The sequence below is a fragment of the Nitrospirillum karajorum genome, assembly GCF_036348415.1.
Classification (GTDB): domain Bacteria; phylum Pseudomonadota; class Alphaproteobacteria; order Azospirillales; family Azospirillaceae; genus Nitrospirillum; species Nitrospirillum amazonense_B.
The window spans coordinates 288,843-304,406 of sequence record NZ_JAZBQB010000002.1; the positions used below are offsets into that span (position 1 = coordinate 288,843).

Here is a 15,564-nt window from a genome sequence, read left to right on the forward strand (position 1 = left end):
GGCGGCGACCGGGTGGTCGCCGCCTTTTATTAAGAGAGGATATCAATGATGTTTCGTCATTTTCCCGGAATTTTTCTTATTTTATTAATATTAATGCCATTTATGGCGGAATGCAAGACATGGAAATCTTGAAAACTGGCATCATCGGGAAAATCTTACTCTAATTGATATTGAGCGTAGCGATATTTATAAAGAATTGCGCTCTAAAGCGCGTCTTTGGGTATCTTCACCCAGCCTCTAAAATCAATGGAGAGTGGATATGATTAAAAAGAGCAATGATACGCAGGTGAAGTCTGTACACAGAGTGTTGGCCCGCAATCTAACACCAGACGAAATACTGGCTGTTTCTGGAGCGTCGTCCTCTGGAGGTACCAGATATCAAACACTTGCTCAAGATGGGTCGCCCGGAGTTACGGACGTTGGCGGTACTTGGTCGTGGAAATAAGCATTGAATGAGAGACTGGGGCGGCGACCGGGTGGTCGCCGCCTTTTATTAAGAGAGGATATCAATGATGTTTCGTCATTTTCCCGGAATTTTTCTTATTTTATTAATATTAATGCCATTTATGGCGGAATGCAAGACGTTGCAGACATCATATATTATCCCACCAGTATCAGAAGATCCTGATACAGCGGACGCTGCTAAATGGGTTCAAGAGGCGTCCTCCGATTGCGGGGATAATATTATATGTTTATCGGCTAGAATGTCATTACTCAATTCAGCTATGGGTACCTTAATGGCGCTCCCATGTGCACAGACTGGTAATTGTTCAAAAGAGGAAGATGATGTTAAGAGTCGTGCGGAGTCTGAATTCATAAAGCTTAAGAGAAGTATTTTGAATGAAAATACTATCATTAACTCTGACATCTTATTGGAGCGTAATTATAATAATAACCGTTTAAATTATATAATAAATAAGTGGATGTCAGCAATTTTAAAAAAATGCGACGCTGGTGAGCGAACTTGTATATTGGGTCGCCTATGGCTGATGACTCAGGCAGATCAAGCGGTGAGAAATGTCGCTCCGTGTGGTGGTAAGAGTTCTTCTGCATGCGTTTCCGATAGATTTCGCGCCATAAATGATATAGACTCCAAGTTAAATGAGATGAAGAAAACTATAATTTCCCAAGTAAAATGGCCTGTCAGCAAAATTTGGGGGCAGACCGCTAGTTATGATGCTTGGATTCTGGTTCAGCATATGGATAATGATTATCTATATCAAAAATCTGTCCTTGCTTTCCTATTAAGTCAGCCTTGCCTGCCTTCTCAAGAGCGCCAGGACGTCGCCTATATTATAGATAGGGTTGAGTTAGCCCAGAATAAGAAACAATTATATGGAACTCAAGGGAAGTGTATAAATGGACGATGGGAGCAATTCCCAACAGAAAATAATGATAGCCTGAATGTAAGACGCCAAGAACTCGGAATGGAAACTATAGAAATATACTCTAAAAAAGCAAGTTCTATTTGCGGCCAATAGAATTATCAATTGTAAGAACTTGTTCAAACTGTAAAAATTTGGTGGTTTTTCCATCATGTTATGCTATCGGCGAGCTGTTTTTAGGTCAGATTCAGGATAATAATTCTATTGCTTTTGAGTATAATCACAGAAAGCTTGGGCGCAACTTATACGAGCTTGCGGTAACTGAGACTCCTGCCGGAGATTCCCAAGGCGGTGCAAATATGAGTCACTCTGGCAACTCCTTGGAGGTTTGCCACGGCAGTGAATTGCCGACGGCACCATTACGCCGCTGCCCGGAACAGCAAGTTAAGATGGTTGCGGGCCCCCGCAACCAGTCACACGATAAAAACGCCGATAGCCCAATGGGTTGCCGGCGTTCTGCGCTTTTACGGCTTTGCACAGGCAATAGAATCAACGTCTTGCCGCCGCCGGTTCAAATCGTCGTCCGTGAATGATCGCTAAGGCGCTGTCATAGCGGGTGTTTCAGCGCCCGATCAGTAATCGGATTTGCAGGAAAGCGGGGGCTCGACCTCCGCTTTCTTGCGATTTGGGGATCCCCTTTTGGGCCGTTTCGTGATTCGATTCCCCCTGTGAACAGCGGTGGGAACAGGCCATGTCACGACCACGGGATACCCGACAGAAAGACCTTCTGCGTCCAGCCCTGGACTAGATCATCGACCTGAAGCATCCACTGGTGGTGCTGGCGGGGAAGATCGACTGGGGCTTCCTGGAACAGCGTCTGGGCGGTGTCTACAAGGGCGGCCCTGGCCAGCCGCCGCTGCCGGTCCGGCTGATGGCGGGCCTGCTGATCCTGAAGCACATGCACAATCTGTCCGACGAGGTGCTGACCGCCCGCTGGGCGGAGAACCCCTATTTCCAGTTCTTCTGCGGCGAGGAGGTCTTCCGCCACGACCTGCCCTTCGACCGGTCGTCGATGTCCCGCTGGCGCCAGCGTCTGGGCGAGGAACGGCTGGCGGCACTGATCCAGGAGAGCCTGCGGGTGGCCCAGGCCACCGGCGCCCTCAGCACCAAGGACTTGGCGCGGGTGGCGGTGGACACCACCGTCCAGCCCAAGGCCGTCGCCCACCCCACCGACGCCCGCCTGACCCACAAGGCCATCGAGAAGTTGGTCGCCTTCGCCAAGGACAACGGCATCACGCTGCGCCAGAGCTATCTGCGCGTGGCCAAGAAGGCCGCCATCATGGTCGGCCGCTACACCCACGCCCACCAGCACAAGCGGGCCAACCGGCAGCTGAAGTTCCTGCGCACCCGCCTGGGCCGCCTCATCCGCGACATCAACCGCAAGATCGCCGCCAAGGGGGACGCCGAGGCTCCGGCCCTCCTGGCCCGCTATGGCCCGTTACGCGACCTGGCCATCAAGATCAGCATGCAGACCCAGCGCCAGCGCGGGCAGAAGGTCTATTCCCTCCACGCCCCCGAGGTCGAATGCATCGGCAAGGGAAAGGCCCGCGCACCCTACGAGTTCGGTTGCAAGGTGAGCATCGCCGTCCCCATCACCAAGCCCAAGGGTGGCCTCTTCGTCCTCCATGCCCAGGCATTGCACGGCAATCCCTTCGACGGACACACCCTCGCCAAGGCCGTCGCCGACATCAAGGCCAACACCGGGCGCGACCCCGATCGCGTCCACGTCGACAGGGGCTATCGCGGGCACGACCATCCCAACAAGTTCAAGGTCTGGATCACTGGCCAGGTCCGCAGAACCACCGCCGCCATCAAGCGGGAGATGAAACGCAGGGCCGCCATCGAACCCATCATCGGACACCTCAAGGCCGAGCACCGCATGGGACGAAACTACCTCAAGGGACGCAGCGGCGACCGCATCAACGCCGTCCTCGCCGCCGCCGGCTTCAACTTCCACCTCCTCGTCAGGTGGCTCAAATACCTTTGGCGTGCCCTCTTCCTGGCTCTCCAAGTCCAAAGCAAAATGGCCCTGATCAGCTCCAATTGAGCCAATCAGGGCCATTCTTCACAGACGACCAAATCGGGGGCGGGGAGGGCGGGCTCATTGCATTCGTGCCTTGGTGACGCTTATCGCTGTGACCTTGCCGGAGACACCCAAAATGGTCAGCGTCCGAGAGGATACTGTGGCTGACTGTGGCTGGCAGCGCATCAACTCCACCCTCGGATATGTCACCCCCGAACAGGCCGAACGAAAGGTCGCATAACCAATTGATCTATCACACCGATATTTACCTGATGAATTGACTCTGGCTATTGCAGTTATCGGAGCTGGGGCATCGACAGCAGGGCTATCCGTCACAGCTATCGACGGGACATCGGCCGCTGTGCTGGGGGGGCCTCACGTGGGGACTACGGGCATTTGTCAGCTGGCGCTCGGGTCGGGAGGCGATGGGTCTGGGGGATGTGAAGCTCTTTGCTGCTGGCGGCATCTGGCTTGGATTGGGCGGTTTGCCTTGGCTGTTGTTCATGGCGGCCCTAGTTGGGCTGCTTGGATACGTCATCTGGCGGCGATGGAGCCGGGATGTTGAAATGCCCTTTGGTCCAGCTATTGCCCTAAGCATTTTCAGTGTGGCGTGCGCGCAATTGTAACCGCCCCTCACATATAGATGTGAACCCGCCACTGCCCCGCTCCTCTTCATGGCCCGACCTCCTGCCGTTGCTCTCGGACTGTTCACTTATGCCGTGTCGTCGGACAGTGTTCTGTCCGCGCTGGCGGCCCAGGGGCACTTGTCCCCGGGTGCGGTGGCGCGCGCGCAGGCGGCCGGCGGCCGGGTGGACCGGCGGCTGGTGGATCTGGGCCTGGTGTCGGAAGAGCATATGGCGGCGGCGTACGCCCAGGCCCTGGGCCTGGCGCTGTGGCCCGCCGACCAGGTGCCCCAGGCGCCGGTGATTATGGACGTGGCCAACCTGGCCTTCCTCAAGGCCAAGCTGATGCTGCCGCTGATCGATGAGGGCGCCGAGGTGGTGTTCGCCATGGCCGATCCGCTGGATGGTCAGGCGCTCGGCGCGGCCGCCTTCCTGGCCGGCCGGCCGGTGCGCCCGGTGGTCATGACCGGCACGGCCATCGCCGCCGCCCTGGACCGGCTGTATGAGCCGGCGCAGCCCGCCGCCAACCAGGATGCGATGCCCGACCTGCTGGAGGGCGATGCCGAGCGCTTGCGGGATCTGGCCAGCGAGGGGCCGGTGGTGCGCCTGGTGGGCAACGCCATCCAGGCGGCACTGGCCGCCGGCGCCACCGACATCCATGTCGAACCCATGGCCGACCGCCTGGTCATCCGCCATCGCGTCGACGGCATTCTGCGCGAGGCGGAGGTGTTGCCCCGCCGCATGGCCGCCGGCTTCATCACCCGTGTCAAGGTCATGGCTGGACTGGACATCGGGGAGCGCCGCCTGCCTCAGGACGGTCGCATCCGTCAAACCCTGCAGGGCCGCGAGATCGATTTCCGCGTCTCCACCACCCCCACCGTGCATGGCGAAGACGTGGTGATGCGCATCCTGGACCAGCAGACGGCGGGCGGTCGGCTGGACAGCCTGGGCCTGCCCGCCTGGGTGGCGCAGCCGCTGGCCGCCCAGTTGGACCGGCCGCACGGCATCGTGCTGGTGACGGGCCCCACCGGCAGCGGCAAGACCACCACCCTCTATGCCGGGCTGCGCGGCATGGATGCCGCGCGCCGCAAGATCCTCACGGTCGAGGACCCGGTGGAATACCTGCTGGACGGCATCAACCAGACCCAGGTGAAGCCCGGCATCGGCCTGACCTTCGCCCGCGCCCTGCGCAGCTTCCTGCGCCAGGACCCCGACGTCATCCTGGTGGGGGAGATGCGCGACGGCGAAACCACCAAGGTGGCGGTGCAGGCGGCCCTGACCGGGCATCTGGTGCTGTCCACCCTGCACACCAACGACGCCGCCGGCGCCGTGCCCCGCCTGATGGACATGGGCGTGGACCCCTACCTGCTGGCCTCCACCCTGAACGGGGTGCTGGCCCAGCGCCTGGTGCGCACCCTGTGCCCCACGTGCCGCCAGCCCTATGCCCTGTCGGCCGACGCGGCGGCGGCCTTGGGACTGCCGGCGCGGGAAACCACCGTTCATCGCGCCGTGGGTTGCCCGGCCTGCAACGGCACCGGCTATCGCGGGCGGTCGGCCATCGCCGAATGGCTGCCCATCACCGACGCGGTGCGGGCGCTGATCCGCCAGGGGGCGTCCTCGGCGGAGATCGAGGCGGCGGCGGTGGAAACCGGCGGCATGGTGCCCCTGTACCAGGACGGCCTGCAGCGGGTGGTGGACGGTGTCACCACGCCTGAAGAAATTTTGCGCGTGACCAAGGCGGATTAACAGGATGCGGAAAAACCCTTCCGTCTGAGTTCCTGTCGTGATTCGCTTCCTCATGACGCTGAGGAGGATGGGATGCGTGGCGGAGACATTCGGACGGAAGGCTTGTTTTCGTACGTGAGTTGCGAAGCGCGTGTTCCGCCAAGGCATCCGCTTCGGGCGATCCGGGCGATCTGTGACGAGGCGCTGGAGGTTTTGTCGCCGGACTTTGAGGCGATGTACGCGAAGGTGGGTCGTCCTTCGATCCCGCCGGAGAAACTGCTGCGGGCGCTGCTGCTCCAGGCCTTCTATTCGGTCCGGTCGGAGCGACAACTGATGGAGCAGATGGACTACAATCTGCTGTTCCGCTGGTTTGTCGGGTTGGCGATGGACGCCCCGGTGTGGGACGTGACGGTGTTCACCAAGAACCGTGAGCGGCTTCTTGGAGGCGACGTCGCGGCGAAGTTCCTGGGGGCGGTGGTGGCCCAGGCGCGAGGCCGGAACTTGCTGTCGGACGACCACTTCTCGGTGGATGGCACGCTGATCGAGGCCTGGGCGTCGATCAAGAGCTTCCGGCCCAAGGATGGCGGTGGCGACCCGCCGGGCCCCGGTCGCAACGGGGAGCGCGACTTCCACGGGGAGAAGCGCTCCAACCAGACCCACGCGTCCACCACCGACCCTGAAGCCAAACTGTACCGCAAGAGCAATGGCCAGCCATCGCGCCTAGCCTACATGGGGCATGTGCTGATGGAGAACCGCAACGGCCTGGTGGTTGGTGCGACGCTGACCCAAGCGACCGGCACCGCCGAACGCGAGGCGGCGTTGGCATTGGTCGACGGGCTGAAGCCGACGCGGCGGATCACCTTGGGCGCCGACAAGGCCTTTGATGCGCGTGAGTTCGTCCGGGAACTCCGTGCCCGCAAGGTGACGCCGCATATCGCCCGGAATGATCACCTGACCAAGACCGGGGCGCGGCGCACGTCCGCCATTGATGGACGCACCACCCGCCACCCCGGCTATGGCGTGTCCTTGCGTATCCGCAAGCGTATTGAGGAGGTCTTCGGCTGGATCAAGACCACCGGCACCTTGCGCAAGACGCGCCACAAGGGAACCGATCGCGTCGGCTGGGCCTTCATGTTGACCGCCGCCGCCTACAACCTCGTCAGACTGCCCAAGCTGATGGTGGCGGCCTGACCATGCCCGGATTCCGCCTGCAAACGGCGGAAGCCGGGGAAGATGGCCGCAAAAGCGGCCCGTAGCCCCTCGATCAAGCCTTCAATCGGCTTGGCTCATGGGGAAAGGGGCCTTAACGCTCCATTCTTCCGCACCCTGCTAAAAGGGCTAGTGAGGTTACGATCGATTGTTATCGACTTCCAAAGAATCGACTTGGTCAGCGAGAAGCGAGTTAAATATAACAATAAGTTGCAAATATTCAATCTTCAATGAAAAAGGGTACGGGACCTTCCGGTCCCGCCCCTTCTCAACCCTCACCGCAAATCCCAACCCTCGCGCCTACGCCCCCGCCTGCCGCGCCTTCGCCTCCGCCCGGCGGCGGTGCAGCACCGGTTCGGTGTAGCCGTTCGGCTGGCGCACCCCGTCGAACACTAGGTCGCAGGCGGCCTGGAAGGCGATGCTGTGGCTGAAGTGCGGGGCCATGGGGGTGTAGGCGGGGTCGCCGGCGTTCTGCTGGTCGACCACGGCGGCCATGCGCTCCAGCGTGCTGCGCACCTGTTCCTTGGTGCAGATGCCGTGGTGCAGCCAGTTGGCGATGTGCTGGCTGCTGATGCGCAGGGTGGCGCGGTCTTCCATCAGGCCGATGTTGTTGATGTCCGGCACCTTGGAACAGCCCACACCCTGGTCCACCCAGCGGACGACATAGCCCAGGATACCCTGGGCGTTGTTGTCCAGTTCCTGCTGGATTTCCTCCTCCGACCAGTTGGTGCCCTGTGCCAAGGGCGGCGTCAGGATGTCCTCCAGCTTGGCGCGGCGGTGGCCGGCCAGCACGGCCTGGCGGGCGGCCACGTCCACGGTGTGGTAGTGCAGGGCGTGCAGGGTGGCGGCGGTGGGGGAGGGCACCCAGGCGGTGTTGGCGCCGGCCTGGGGGTGGGCGATCTTGGTGGCCAGCATGTCCGCCATCCGGTCGGGCATGGCCCACATGCCCTTGCCGATCTGCGCCCGGCCCTTCAGGCCGCAGGCCAGGCCGGTGTCGACGTTCCAGTCCTCATAGGCTTTGATCCAGGCCGTGCCCTTGATGTCGTTCTTGCGCACCATGGGGCCGGCTTCCATCGAGGTGTGGATCTCGTCGCCGGTGCGGTCCAGGAAGCCGGTGTTGATGAACACCACCCGGTGCTGGGCGGCGCGGATGCATTCCTTGAGGTTGACGGTGGTCCGCCGCTCCTCATCCATGATGCCCATCTTCAGGGTGTTGGCGGGCAGGCCCAGCATCTGCTCCACCGCGCCGAACAGGCGGTTGGCGAACGCCACCTCCTCCGGCCCATGCATCTTGGGCTTCACGATATAGACGCTGCCGGCGCGGCTGTTGCGCACGGCCGGGGTGTCGCCGACGCCGTCGCGCCGCAGGTCATGCAGGGCGATGGTGCTGGTCATGATGGCATCCAGGATGCCCTCGGGGATGTTGCCGCCGTCGGCCAGCAGCACGGCGTCGGACGTCATCAGGTGGCCGACGTTGCGCACCAGCATCAGGCTGCGGCCCGGCAGGGTCAGGGTCTTGCCCCCCGGCGCGGTGTAGACGCGGTCCGGGTTCAGGTGGCGGTCCACCGTCTGGCCGCCCTTCTCGAACTGGGCGGTCAGGGTGCCGTTCATCAGGCCCAGCCAGTTGCGGTAGGCCAGCACCTTGTCGGCGGCGTCCACGGCGGCCACCGAATCCTCGCAATCCATGATGGCGGTGATGGCGGATTCCAGCACGATGTCGGCCACGTGGGCCTTGTCCTCGCGCCCGATGCGGTGGCCGGCGTCGATGTGGATTTCGGCATGCAGGCCGTGGCGGCACAGCAGGATCACCACCGGGGCGGCGGCGTCGCCCTGCCAGCCGGACAGGCGGCTGGGGTCGGCCAGGCCGGTGGTGGCCCCGCCCTCCAGCGTCACGGCCAGGGCGCCGTCCACGATGGCGTAGCCGGTGGCGTCGCGGTGGGAACCCTGGGCCAAGGGGAAGGACTGGTCCAGGAAGGTGCGGCCGAAGGCGATGACCTTGGCGCCGCGGATGGGGTTGTAGCCGCGGCCACGCTCCGCCCCATCCTCCTCGGGCAGGGCGTCGGTGCCGTAGAGGGCGTCGTACAGGCTGCCCCAGCGCGCGTTGGCGGCGTTCAGGGCATAGCGGGCGTTCATCACCGGCACCACCAGCTGCGGGCCGGCGATGGTGGCGATCTCCGCATCCACATTGGCGGTGCTGACGCTGAAGTCCGGCCCCTCGGGCTGGATGTAGCCGATGGCCGACAGGAAGGCGCGATAGGCGGCACCGTCGAAGGGCCGGCCCTTCTGGCCGCGATGCCAGTCGTCGATCTGCTGCTGGATGGCGTCGCGCTTGGCCAGCAGGTCGCGGTTCACCGGCGTCAGCTCATGCGCCAGGGTGTCCACCCCCTGCCAGAACGTTTCCACCGACAATCCGGTGCCGGGCAGGACCTCGTTCTCCACAAAGTCGAACAGTTCCTGCGCCACCTGAAGATGCCCGGCCGTAACCCGTGCCGTCATGGTCAATCTCCCCTGAGTTCTCTCGTATCATGCGCGGCCGTTGACCGGCCCGCGCGTGGATTTGTGACGCACTGTGTTGCCGACGCCCGATATGGGTAGGGGCAGCGGCGGGCGCCGTCAACGGCGCGTATGGGCCCGTAAGGTCTGCTCGGGAATAGGCCCGTCAGCGCGTGGCCCGGTCGACCAGGTAGACCAGATGGCGATAGGGCACGCCGGCATGGTCGGCCAGGCCGATCTCGCAGGTTCGGTTGCTGGAATAGCCGGCGACGCAGCCCGCCGGCACCTGGGGCGCCAGGAAGCGCAGGGCGTGGTCGTTCAGCTCCGGCTCATGAAAGCCCTTGTCGCCGGCGAAGCCGCAGCAGCCCACCCGCTCCGGCACCACCACCTGGGTGGCGCAGGCCTTGGCCACGGCGGCCGCCTGCGGGTCTATGCCCATCTTGCGGGCCGCACAGTTGAGGTGCAGCAGCACCGGCTCCGCCTGTGGCGTGGGCGTCAGGCGGGGCAGGGCGTCCTGCGCCAGGAACTCCACCAGATCCTTCACTGGAAGGCGGCCGGCCAGCCAGGTCTTCATGCGCTGGGTGCAGGCGCTGGCGTCCATGACGATGGGGATGCGGCCATTGTCGCTGGCGGCCTTCAGCGCCGCCTCCATCTCCGCCGCCTTGGCGTCCGCCGCCTCGGTCATGCCTTCGGACTCGAAGGCCAGGCCGCAGCACAGGTTGGGCAGATTGTCTGGCACGATGGCGCGGAAGCCCGCCCGCTCCAGCACGCGCAGGGTGACGGCGGGCAGGGGATCGCTCTCTTCATCCTCCACCGCCGGGCCGAAGGTGCGGCCGGCGCAGGCGGCGAGGTAGACCACCGGCTCGCCCACAGCGGTGGCCGGCGGCACGTCCTTCAGCCAGGCCGTGCCGGCCCCCTCCGGCAGGTTGGGGCCGACATGGGGCAGGCGGTCGCCCGACAGTTTGCGGGCGTGGGCCGCCAGGCTGGCCACCTTCCTCGGCCCCACCGCTTGCCCGGCGAAGGCCGCCAGGTTCAGGGCGCCGCGCATGCCGGCCAGCACCATGCCGAAATGGCGGGCCATCACCCCGGCCAGGGCGCGGGCGGTCTTTCCGTGGCGGCGGGCGCGCAGGGCCTTGGTCAGCTGCCCGGTCTCGATGCCCACGGGGCAGGCGGTGGCGCACAGGCCGCAGGCGGCACAGGTGTCGATGGCGTGATGGTCGTACAACTCCCGCAGCTCCGTCGCCGGGTCCCCCAGGGCCGTGAGGCGCGCGATCTCCCGCAGGCCGGTGATGCGCTGGCGCGGGCTCAGCGTCATGCCGTGGGACGGGCACATCTTCTCGCAGAAGCCGCATTCCATGCAGGTGTCGACGATGGTGTGCGCCGGGGGCAGGGGCTTCAGGTTCTCCAGGTGCAGGCGCGGGTTGGTGTTCAGCAGCACGCCGGGGTTCAGCAGGTTGGCCGGGTCCAGCAGGCGCTTGATCTCCCACATCAGCGCCGTGGCCGCCTGGCCCCATTCCAGTTCCACGAAGGGGGCCATGTTGCGGCCGGTGCCGTGTTCCGCCTTCAGCGAGCCGTCGTACTTCTCCACCACGATATGGACCAGCTCGTCCATGAAGCGGGCGTGGCGCTCGATCTCCGCCTCGGTGCTGAAATCCTGGGCGAAGACGAAATGCAAATTGCCGGCCAGGGCGTGGCCCATGAGGATGGCATCGGGGTAGCCGTGCTTGTCGAACAGCACCCGCATGTCGCGGCAGGCGTCGGCCAGATCCTCGATGCGGAAGGCCACGTCCTCGATGATGACGCTGGTGCCGGTCTGGCGCATGGCGCCGATGGTGGGGATCAGGCCCTTCCGGATCTTCCACAGCTTGGCGTATTCCGCCGGGTCGGTGGTGAAGGCCGGCGGCTGCAGCAGGGTGACGCCGCCCAGCAACCGCCCGATGGCGGCGATGTTCTCCTGCAAGGCCTCTGGGCTGACGGCGCGGGTCTCCACCAGCAGGGAGGCCACGTCCTCCCCCATGCCGTCGATCTCGGGCGGCAATCCCGGCTGGCCCTTGGCGCTGCGCAGGCTGGCGCGGTCCATCAGCTCCACCGCCGCCACCGGCCCGCCGTTCAGCAGGCAGGCGGCACGCCCGGCCTCGACGATGTCGGGGAACAGCAGTAGGGCGCTGGCCTTGTCCGCCAGTTCCGGCACGGTGCGGTAGGTGACCTCCGCGATGAAGCCCAGCGTCCCCTCCGACCCGATCAGCAGATGGGCCAGGATGTCGACCGGGTCCTGGTAATCCACCAGGGCGTTCAGGCTGTAGCCGGTGGTGTTCTTGATGGCGAACTTGCGCCGGATGCGGTTGGCCAGCGCCTCATCCCCCCGCACCCTCTGGCCCATGGCGTCCAGCGTGGCCAGCAGGTCGGCATGGCTGACGCGGAAGGACGCCACGCTGGCCGGGTCGCCGGTGTCGACCAGCGTTCCGTCCGCCAGCATGAAGCGCAGCGACAGCATGGTCTTGTAGGTGTTCTCGTGCGTGCCGCAGCACATGCCCGAGGAGTTGTTGGCGGCGATGCCGCCGATCTTGCAGCTCTCGATGGAGGCGGGGTCCGGCCCGATCTTGCGGCCATAGGGCGCCAGGCGGCGGTTGACCTCCGCCCCGATGATGCCGGGCTGCACCTTGATGACGCTGCCGTCCTCGTTGATGGCGGAGCGGTGCCAGCCGTCGCCCAGCACCATCAGCAGGCTATCGGTGATGGCCTGGCCGGAGAGGGAGGTGCCGGCGGCGCGGAAGGTGACGGGCGTGTTGTGCCGGCGGCAGGCGGCCAGCACCTGGCTCACCTCCCCCTCGCTGTCCACCCGCACCACCAGCTTGGGCACCAGGCGGTAGAAGCTGGCGTCCGTGCCATAGGCCAGGCGGCGCAGCGGGTCGGTGATCAGCCGGTCCGCCGGCACCACGTTCGCCAGCTCGGCACGCAGGGCGTCGTAATCAGGCGTGACGGCTGGGTTCACGATGCTGTCCGGCATGGCCGCTCACTCCCCTTTTTTCACCAACAGGATGATCAGTTCCTTGGGGCCATGGACCCCGTAGGCCAGCGTCTGCTCGATATCGGAGGTCTTGGACGGCCCGGAAATCAACAGGGCATTGGTGGGCATGCCCGCCGCCGCCCAGCCCTGGTCCCGCACCGCCGCCGCCAGCGTGTCGTGCAGCGCGTCCTCCTCCAGCACGGCGATGTGCAGGGGCGGCAGCAGCGACAGCAGGCGCGGCTCCTGCGCCGTGGGCCACAGGATCAGGGTGCCCGTCTCGGCGATGGCGCCGCGCGTGCCGGTCAGGCCGGCGTCCACCTGGTGCACCAGCGCGTCCTTCAGCGCCTCCACCGACTGGTCATAGGGCACCAGCGGCGGCAGCGGCACGCCCTGGGCCGCCGCCTGCGCCAGCGCGTCGCCCCGGGGCGTGCCGGGGGCGATCATGAGATTGCGCAGGCCGCGGTTGTTCAGGAGGGTGGCCAGCCGCTGCGGCCAATTCGACGCGGTGACCTCATGGATCTCGGCGTGGTTGGCTTCCGCCATCTGGCGGAAGCGGGCCAGCTTGTCCGCGTAGGTGGGCGGCGTCCAGGGCGGCAGGTCGGGGCCCGGCCGGCCGGGGGCGGCCTTCAGGCGGCCCAGGATATTGGCCCTTGCCGTGTTTGAGGCGGCGCTCATTTCGGCACCTCGTTCAGGTAGCCGCGCTCGCGCGCCAGGTCGTGCAGGGTGCGGGGCTTGAAGCGGGGCCTCGCCCGCGCCTTGGTCCAGTCGCGCATCAGCGGGGCGCTGGCCGGCACCCAGTTGCCGCCCCAGGCCAGGGCGCGGGTCACCATGCGGTACAGCAGCGGCCGGGTATAGACCAGGCGCCAGCCGGCCCAGACCAGGCTTTCCTTCCACGACCGCTCCGCCCCGCCGTCCTTCACTACGGGAATGTGGTTGGCCGGCGTCTCGGTCGGCCGCACCGCCTCGCGGCGCAGTCGCACGAGCAGATCGGGGATGGGGATCTTGACCGGGCAGACCTCGGCGCAGGCGTTGCACAGGGTGGAGGCGTGCGGCTGGTCGCCGGCGGCGTCCAGGCCCTGCAGCTGCGGCGTCAGGATCTTGCCGATGGGGCCGGGGTAGATGGCGTTGTAGGTGTGGCCGCCGACGCGGGTGTAGACCGGGCAATGGTTCATGCAGGCCGCACAGCGGATGCAGCGCAGCGTGTCCGCCAGCTCCACATCCTGGTAGACGCGGCTGCGCCCGGCATCCAGCAACACCAGGTGCACGGCCGTGGGGCCGTCCTTCTCCCCGGCTTTCCGGGGGCCGCTGATCATGTTGACATAGGTGGTGATGGGCTGGCCGGTGGCGGACCGGGTCAGCAGGGCCAGCAGGGGCGGGACGTCGTCCAGGAACTCCACCACCTTCTCGATGCCGGTCACGGCGATGTGCAGCGGCGGCAGGGTGGTGGACAGGCGGCCGTTGCCCTCATTCTCGATCAGCACCAGCGTGCCCGTCTCCGCCACCGCGAAATTGACGCCGGAAATGCCGGCGTCGGCGTTGGCGAAACGCTCACGCAGCACACGGCGGGCGGCGGCGGTCAGTTCATCCACGTCATCGGTGCGCGGCTGGTCCGGGATCTTCTCCGCGAACAGGTCCGAAATCTCGGCCTTGTTCTTGTGGATGCAGGGCATGACGATGTGGGACGGCGTCTCCCCCGCCAGCTGGATGATGTATTCGCCCAGGTCGGACTCCACCGCCTCGATGCCGTGCCGCTCCAGGTGGGCGTTCAGGTGCATCTCCTCCGACACCATGGACTTGCCCTTGATGACGGTGCGGGCGCCCGCCTGTTGCAGGATGCCCAGGACGATGGCGTTGGCCTCCTCCGTCGTCTCCGCCCAATGCACCTGGACGCCGTTGGCGGTCAGGTTGGCTTCAAGGCGTTCCAGCAGGTCCGGCAGCTTGGACAGGGCGCGGGCCTTCACGGCCGCCCCGCGCGCCCGCAGCTCCGCCCAATAGGCGGGGTCGGGGAACTGGGCGGCGCGCTTGGCCATCAGGCCGTCCATGGCCCGGCGGAAGTTGCGGCGCAGTTGCGGGTTGTTCAGCGCGTCCGGCGCGCGCTCAGCGAACCGGGGGCCGGCAAAGCGGGGGGCGTGTTCCGGGTGGTGTCCGCCATCAGCCGCCATGACAGCGCTCCATCAGGAATTCGGCGATGTGGCGGCAGCGGGTGCCGTCGCCCACCTTCTCGGCGTGGCCGCCGATGTTCATCAGGCAGCCGCAGTCGCCCGACAGCAGGGTGCCGGCGCCCGTCTCGCGCACGCTGGCCAGCTTGTCCGACACCATGGCGGTGGACACGGCCGTCTGGCGCACGGCGAAGGTGCCGCCGAAGCCGCAGCACTCCCGCTCCCTCTTGTTTTCCACCAGGGTGACGTTGGCCAACTGGCGCAGCAGGGCCTTGGGTTCCTTCACCACGCCCATCTCACGCAGGGAGTGGCAGGAGGGGTGCCAGGTGACGGTCACCGGCGCGCCCTTGTCCTCCAGCGTGACACCCAGGACGTTGACCAGGAAGGCGGTCAGCTCATGCACGCGGGCGGCGAAGGCGATGGCGCGCGGCTGGTCGGGGTCGCCCTCGAACAAATGGGGATAGTGGGTCTTCATCATGCCGGCGCAGGAGCCGGAGGGCACGACGATGGGGATGTCGCCGGGGAAGGCGTCCAGCTGCGCCCGCGCCACCGCGCGGGCCTCCTCCATATAGCCGGAGTTGCGCGCCGGCTGGCCGCAGCAGCTCTGTCCCTCGGGGAAGATGACGCGCACGCCGGCGTGGCGCAGCAGGTCCATGCCAGCCAGCCCGGCCTCTGGATACAGCATGTCCACCAGGCAGGTGCCGAAGAAATAGATCGTGTCCGGCTTGGCCGGCGCTGTGACGGTCGGTGGCGTGGCGGCGGTCAAAAGCCCATCCCTCCCGGGGTTTTGCCCCTGGCGCGTTCCGGTGTGCGGGCCGGGCGCCGGGGAAATTGTCGGCGTCATATTTTACCATGCGCCATATTTGGTCAAATCATTTTACCACCAGGTGGCGCTTTCCCGCTGGCCCCGTCAGTCCGCTCGCCGGTGCCTCATGCGCCC

At 65.0% G+C, this 15,564-nt stretch carries 10 protein-coding genes; 5 read left to right on the top strand and 5 right to left on the bottom strand.

The genetic code is table 11. The features are described from left to right. The first annotated feature begins 509 nt into the window (after positions 1-509). The 5 genes from UCD39_RS09095 to UCD39_RS09110 all read left to right on the top strand — a co-directional run bounded on the left by UCD39_RS09095 (position 510) and on the right by UCD39_RS09110 (position 6,947). On the top strand, positions 510-1,481 hold the full coding sequence (locus UCD39_RS09095; RefSeq protein WP_145736268.1) for a DUF6624 domain-containing protein: 972 nt from the start codon (positions 510-512) through the stop codon (positions 1,479-1,481). 652 nt (positions 1,482-2,133) lie between these two features. Next, entirely contained in the window at positions 2,134-3,432 is a 1,299-nt protein-coding gene (locus UCD39_RS09100) for an IS5 family transposase (RefSeq protein ID WP_330496533.1), read from the top strand. Between the two features lie 266 nt (positions 3,433-3,698). After that, complete coding sequence (locus tag UCD39_RS28485) at positions 3,699-4,034, top strand: prepilin peptidase (protein ID WP_442943609.1); 336 nt, start codon at positions 3,699-3,701, stop codon at positions 4,032-4,034. A gap of 93 nt (positions 4,035-4,127) precedes the next feature. Beyond that, positions 4,128-5,777, top strand: coding sequence for a GspE/PulE family protein (locus UCD39_RS09105; protein WP_330495713.1), 1,650 nt, complete (start codon positions 4,128-4,130; stop codon positions 5,775-5,777). A 72-nt stretch (positions 5,778-5,849) separates the two neighbouring features. Then, complete coding sequence (locus UCD39_RS09110; RefSeq protein WP_330495033.1) at positions 5,850-6,947, top strand: IS5 family transposase; 1,098 nt, start codon at positions 5,850-5,852, stop codon at positions 6,945-6,947. A 318-nt stretch (positions 6,948-7,265) separates the two neighbouring features. Here the strand turns inward: UCD39_RS09110 and UCD39_RS09115 are convergent, their stop codons facing one another. The 5 genes from UCD39_RS09115 to UCD39_RS09135 form a co-directional block, all read right to left on the bottom strand. Continuing rightward, positions 7,266-9,461, bottom strand: coding sequence for a malate synthase G (locus UCD39_RS09115; protein ID WP_330495714.1), 2,196 nt, complete (start codon positions 9,459-9,461; stop codon positions 7,266-7,268). 163 nt (positions 9,462-9,624) lie between these two features. Further along, the gene (locus UCD39_RS09120; RefSeq protein WP_330495715.1) at positions 9,625-12,465 is read right to left on the bottom strand and encodes an FAD-binding and (Fe-S)-binding domain-containing protein; all 2,841 of its coding nucleotides are present in this window, start codon (positions 12,463-12,465) and stop codon (positions 9,625-9,627) included. Positions 12,466-12,471: 6 nt separating this feature from the next. Then, positions 12,472-13,140: a LutC/YkgG family protein gene (locus tag UCD39_RS09125; RefSeq protein WP_330495716.1), complete on the bottom strand. Its 669-nt coding sequence runs from the start codon at positions 13,138-13,140 to the stop codon at positions 12,472-12,474. After that, on the bottom strand, positions 13,137-14,627 hold the full coding sequence (locus tag UCD39_RS09130; RefSeq protein ID WP_330495717.1) for a LutB/LldF family L-lactate oxidation iron-sulfur protein: 1,491 nt from the start codon (positions 14,625-14,627) through the stop codon (positions 13,137-13,139). Before UCD39_RS09130 ends, UCD39_RS09125 begins: the two co-directional genes overlap by 4 nt. Further along, complete coding sequence (locus tag UCD39_RS09135) at positions 14,617-15,390, bottom strand: (Fe-S)-binding protein (protein ID WP_330495718.1); 774 nt, start codon at positions 15,388-15,390, stop codon at positions 14,617-14,619. Before UCD39_RS09135 ends, UCD39_RS09130 begins: the two co-directional genes overlap by 11 nt. Positions 15,391-15,564 lie beyond the last annotated feature (174 nt).

What these genes read in the sequence shown, in the direction of transcription:
- UCD39_RS09125 (WP_330495716.1), bottom strand. Translation starts at nt 13,140, where the DNA reads ATGAGCGCCGCCTCAAACACGGCAAGGGCCAATATCCTGGGCCGCCTG.
- UCD39_RS09095 (WP_145736268.1), top strand. Translation starts at nt 510, where the DNA reads ATGATGTTTCGTCATTTTCCCGGAATTTTTCTTATTTTATTAATATTA.
- UCD39_RS09120 (WP_330495715.1), bottom strand. Translation starts at nt 12,465, where the DNA reads ATGCCGGACAGCATCGTGAACCCAGCCGTCACGCCTGATTACGACGCC.
- UCD39_RS09115 (WP_330495714.1), bottom strand. Translation starts at nt 9,461, where the DNA reads ATGACGGCACGGGTTACGGCCGGGCATCTTCAGGTGGCGCAGGAACTG.
- UCD39_RS09130 (WP_330495717.1), bottom strand. Translation starts at nt 14,627, where the DNA reads ATGGCGGCTGATGGCGGACACCACCCGGAACACGCCCCCCGCTTTGCC.
- UCD39_RS09110 (WP_330495033.1), top strand. Translation starts at nt 5,850, where the DNA reads ATGCGTGGCGGAGACATTCGGACGGAAGGCTTGTTTTCGTACGTGAGT.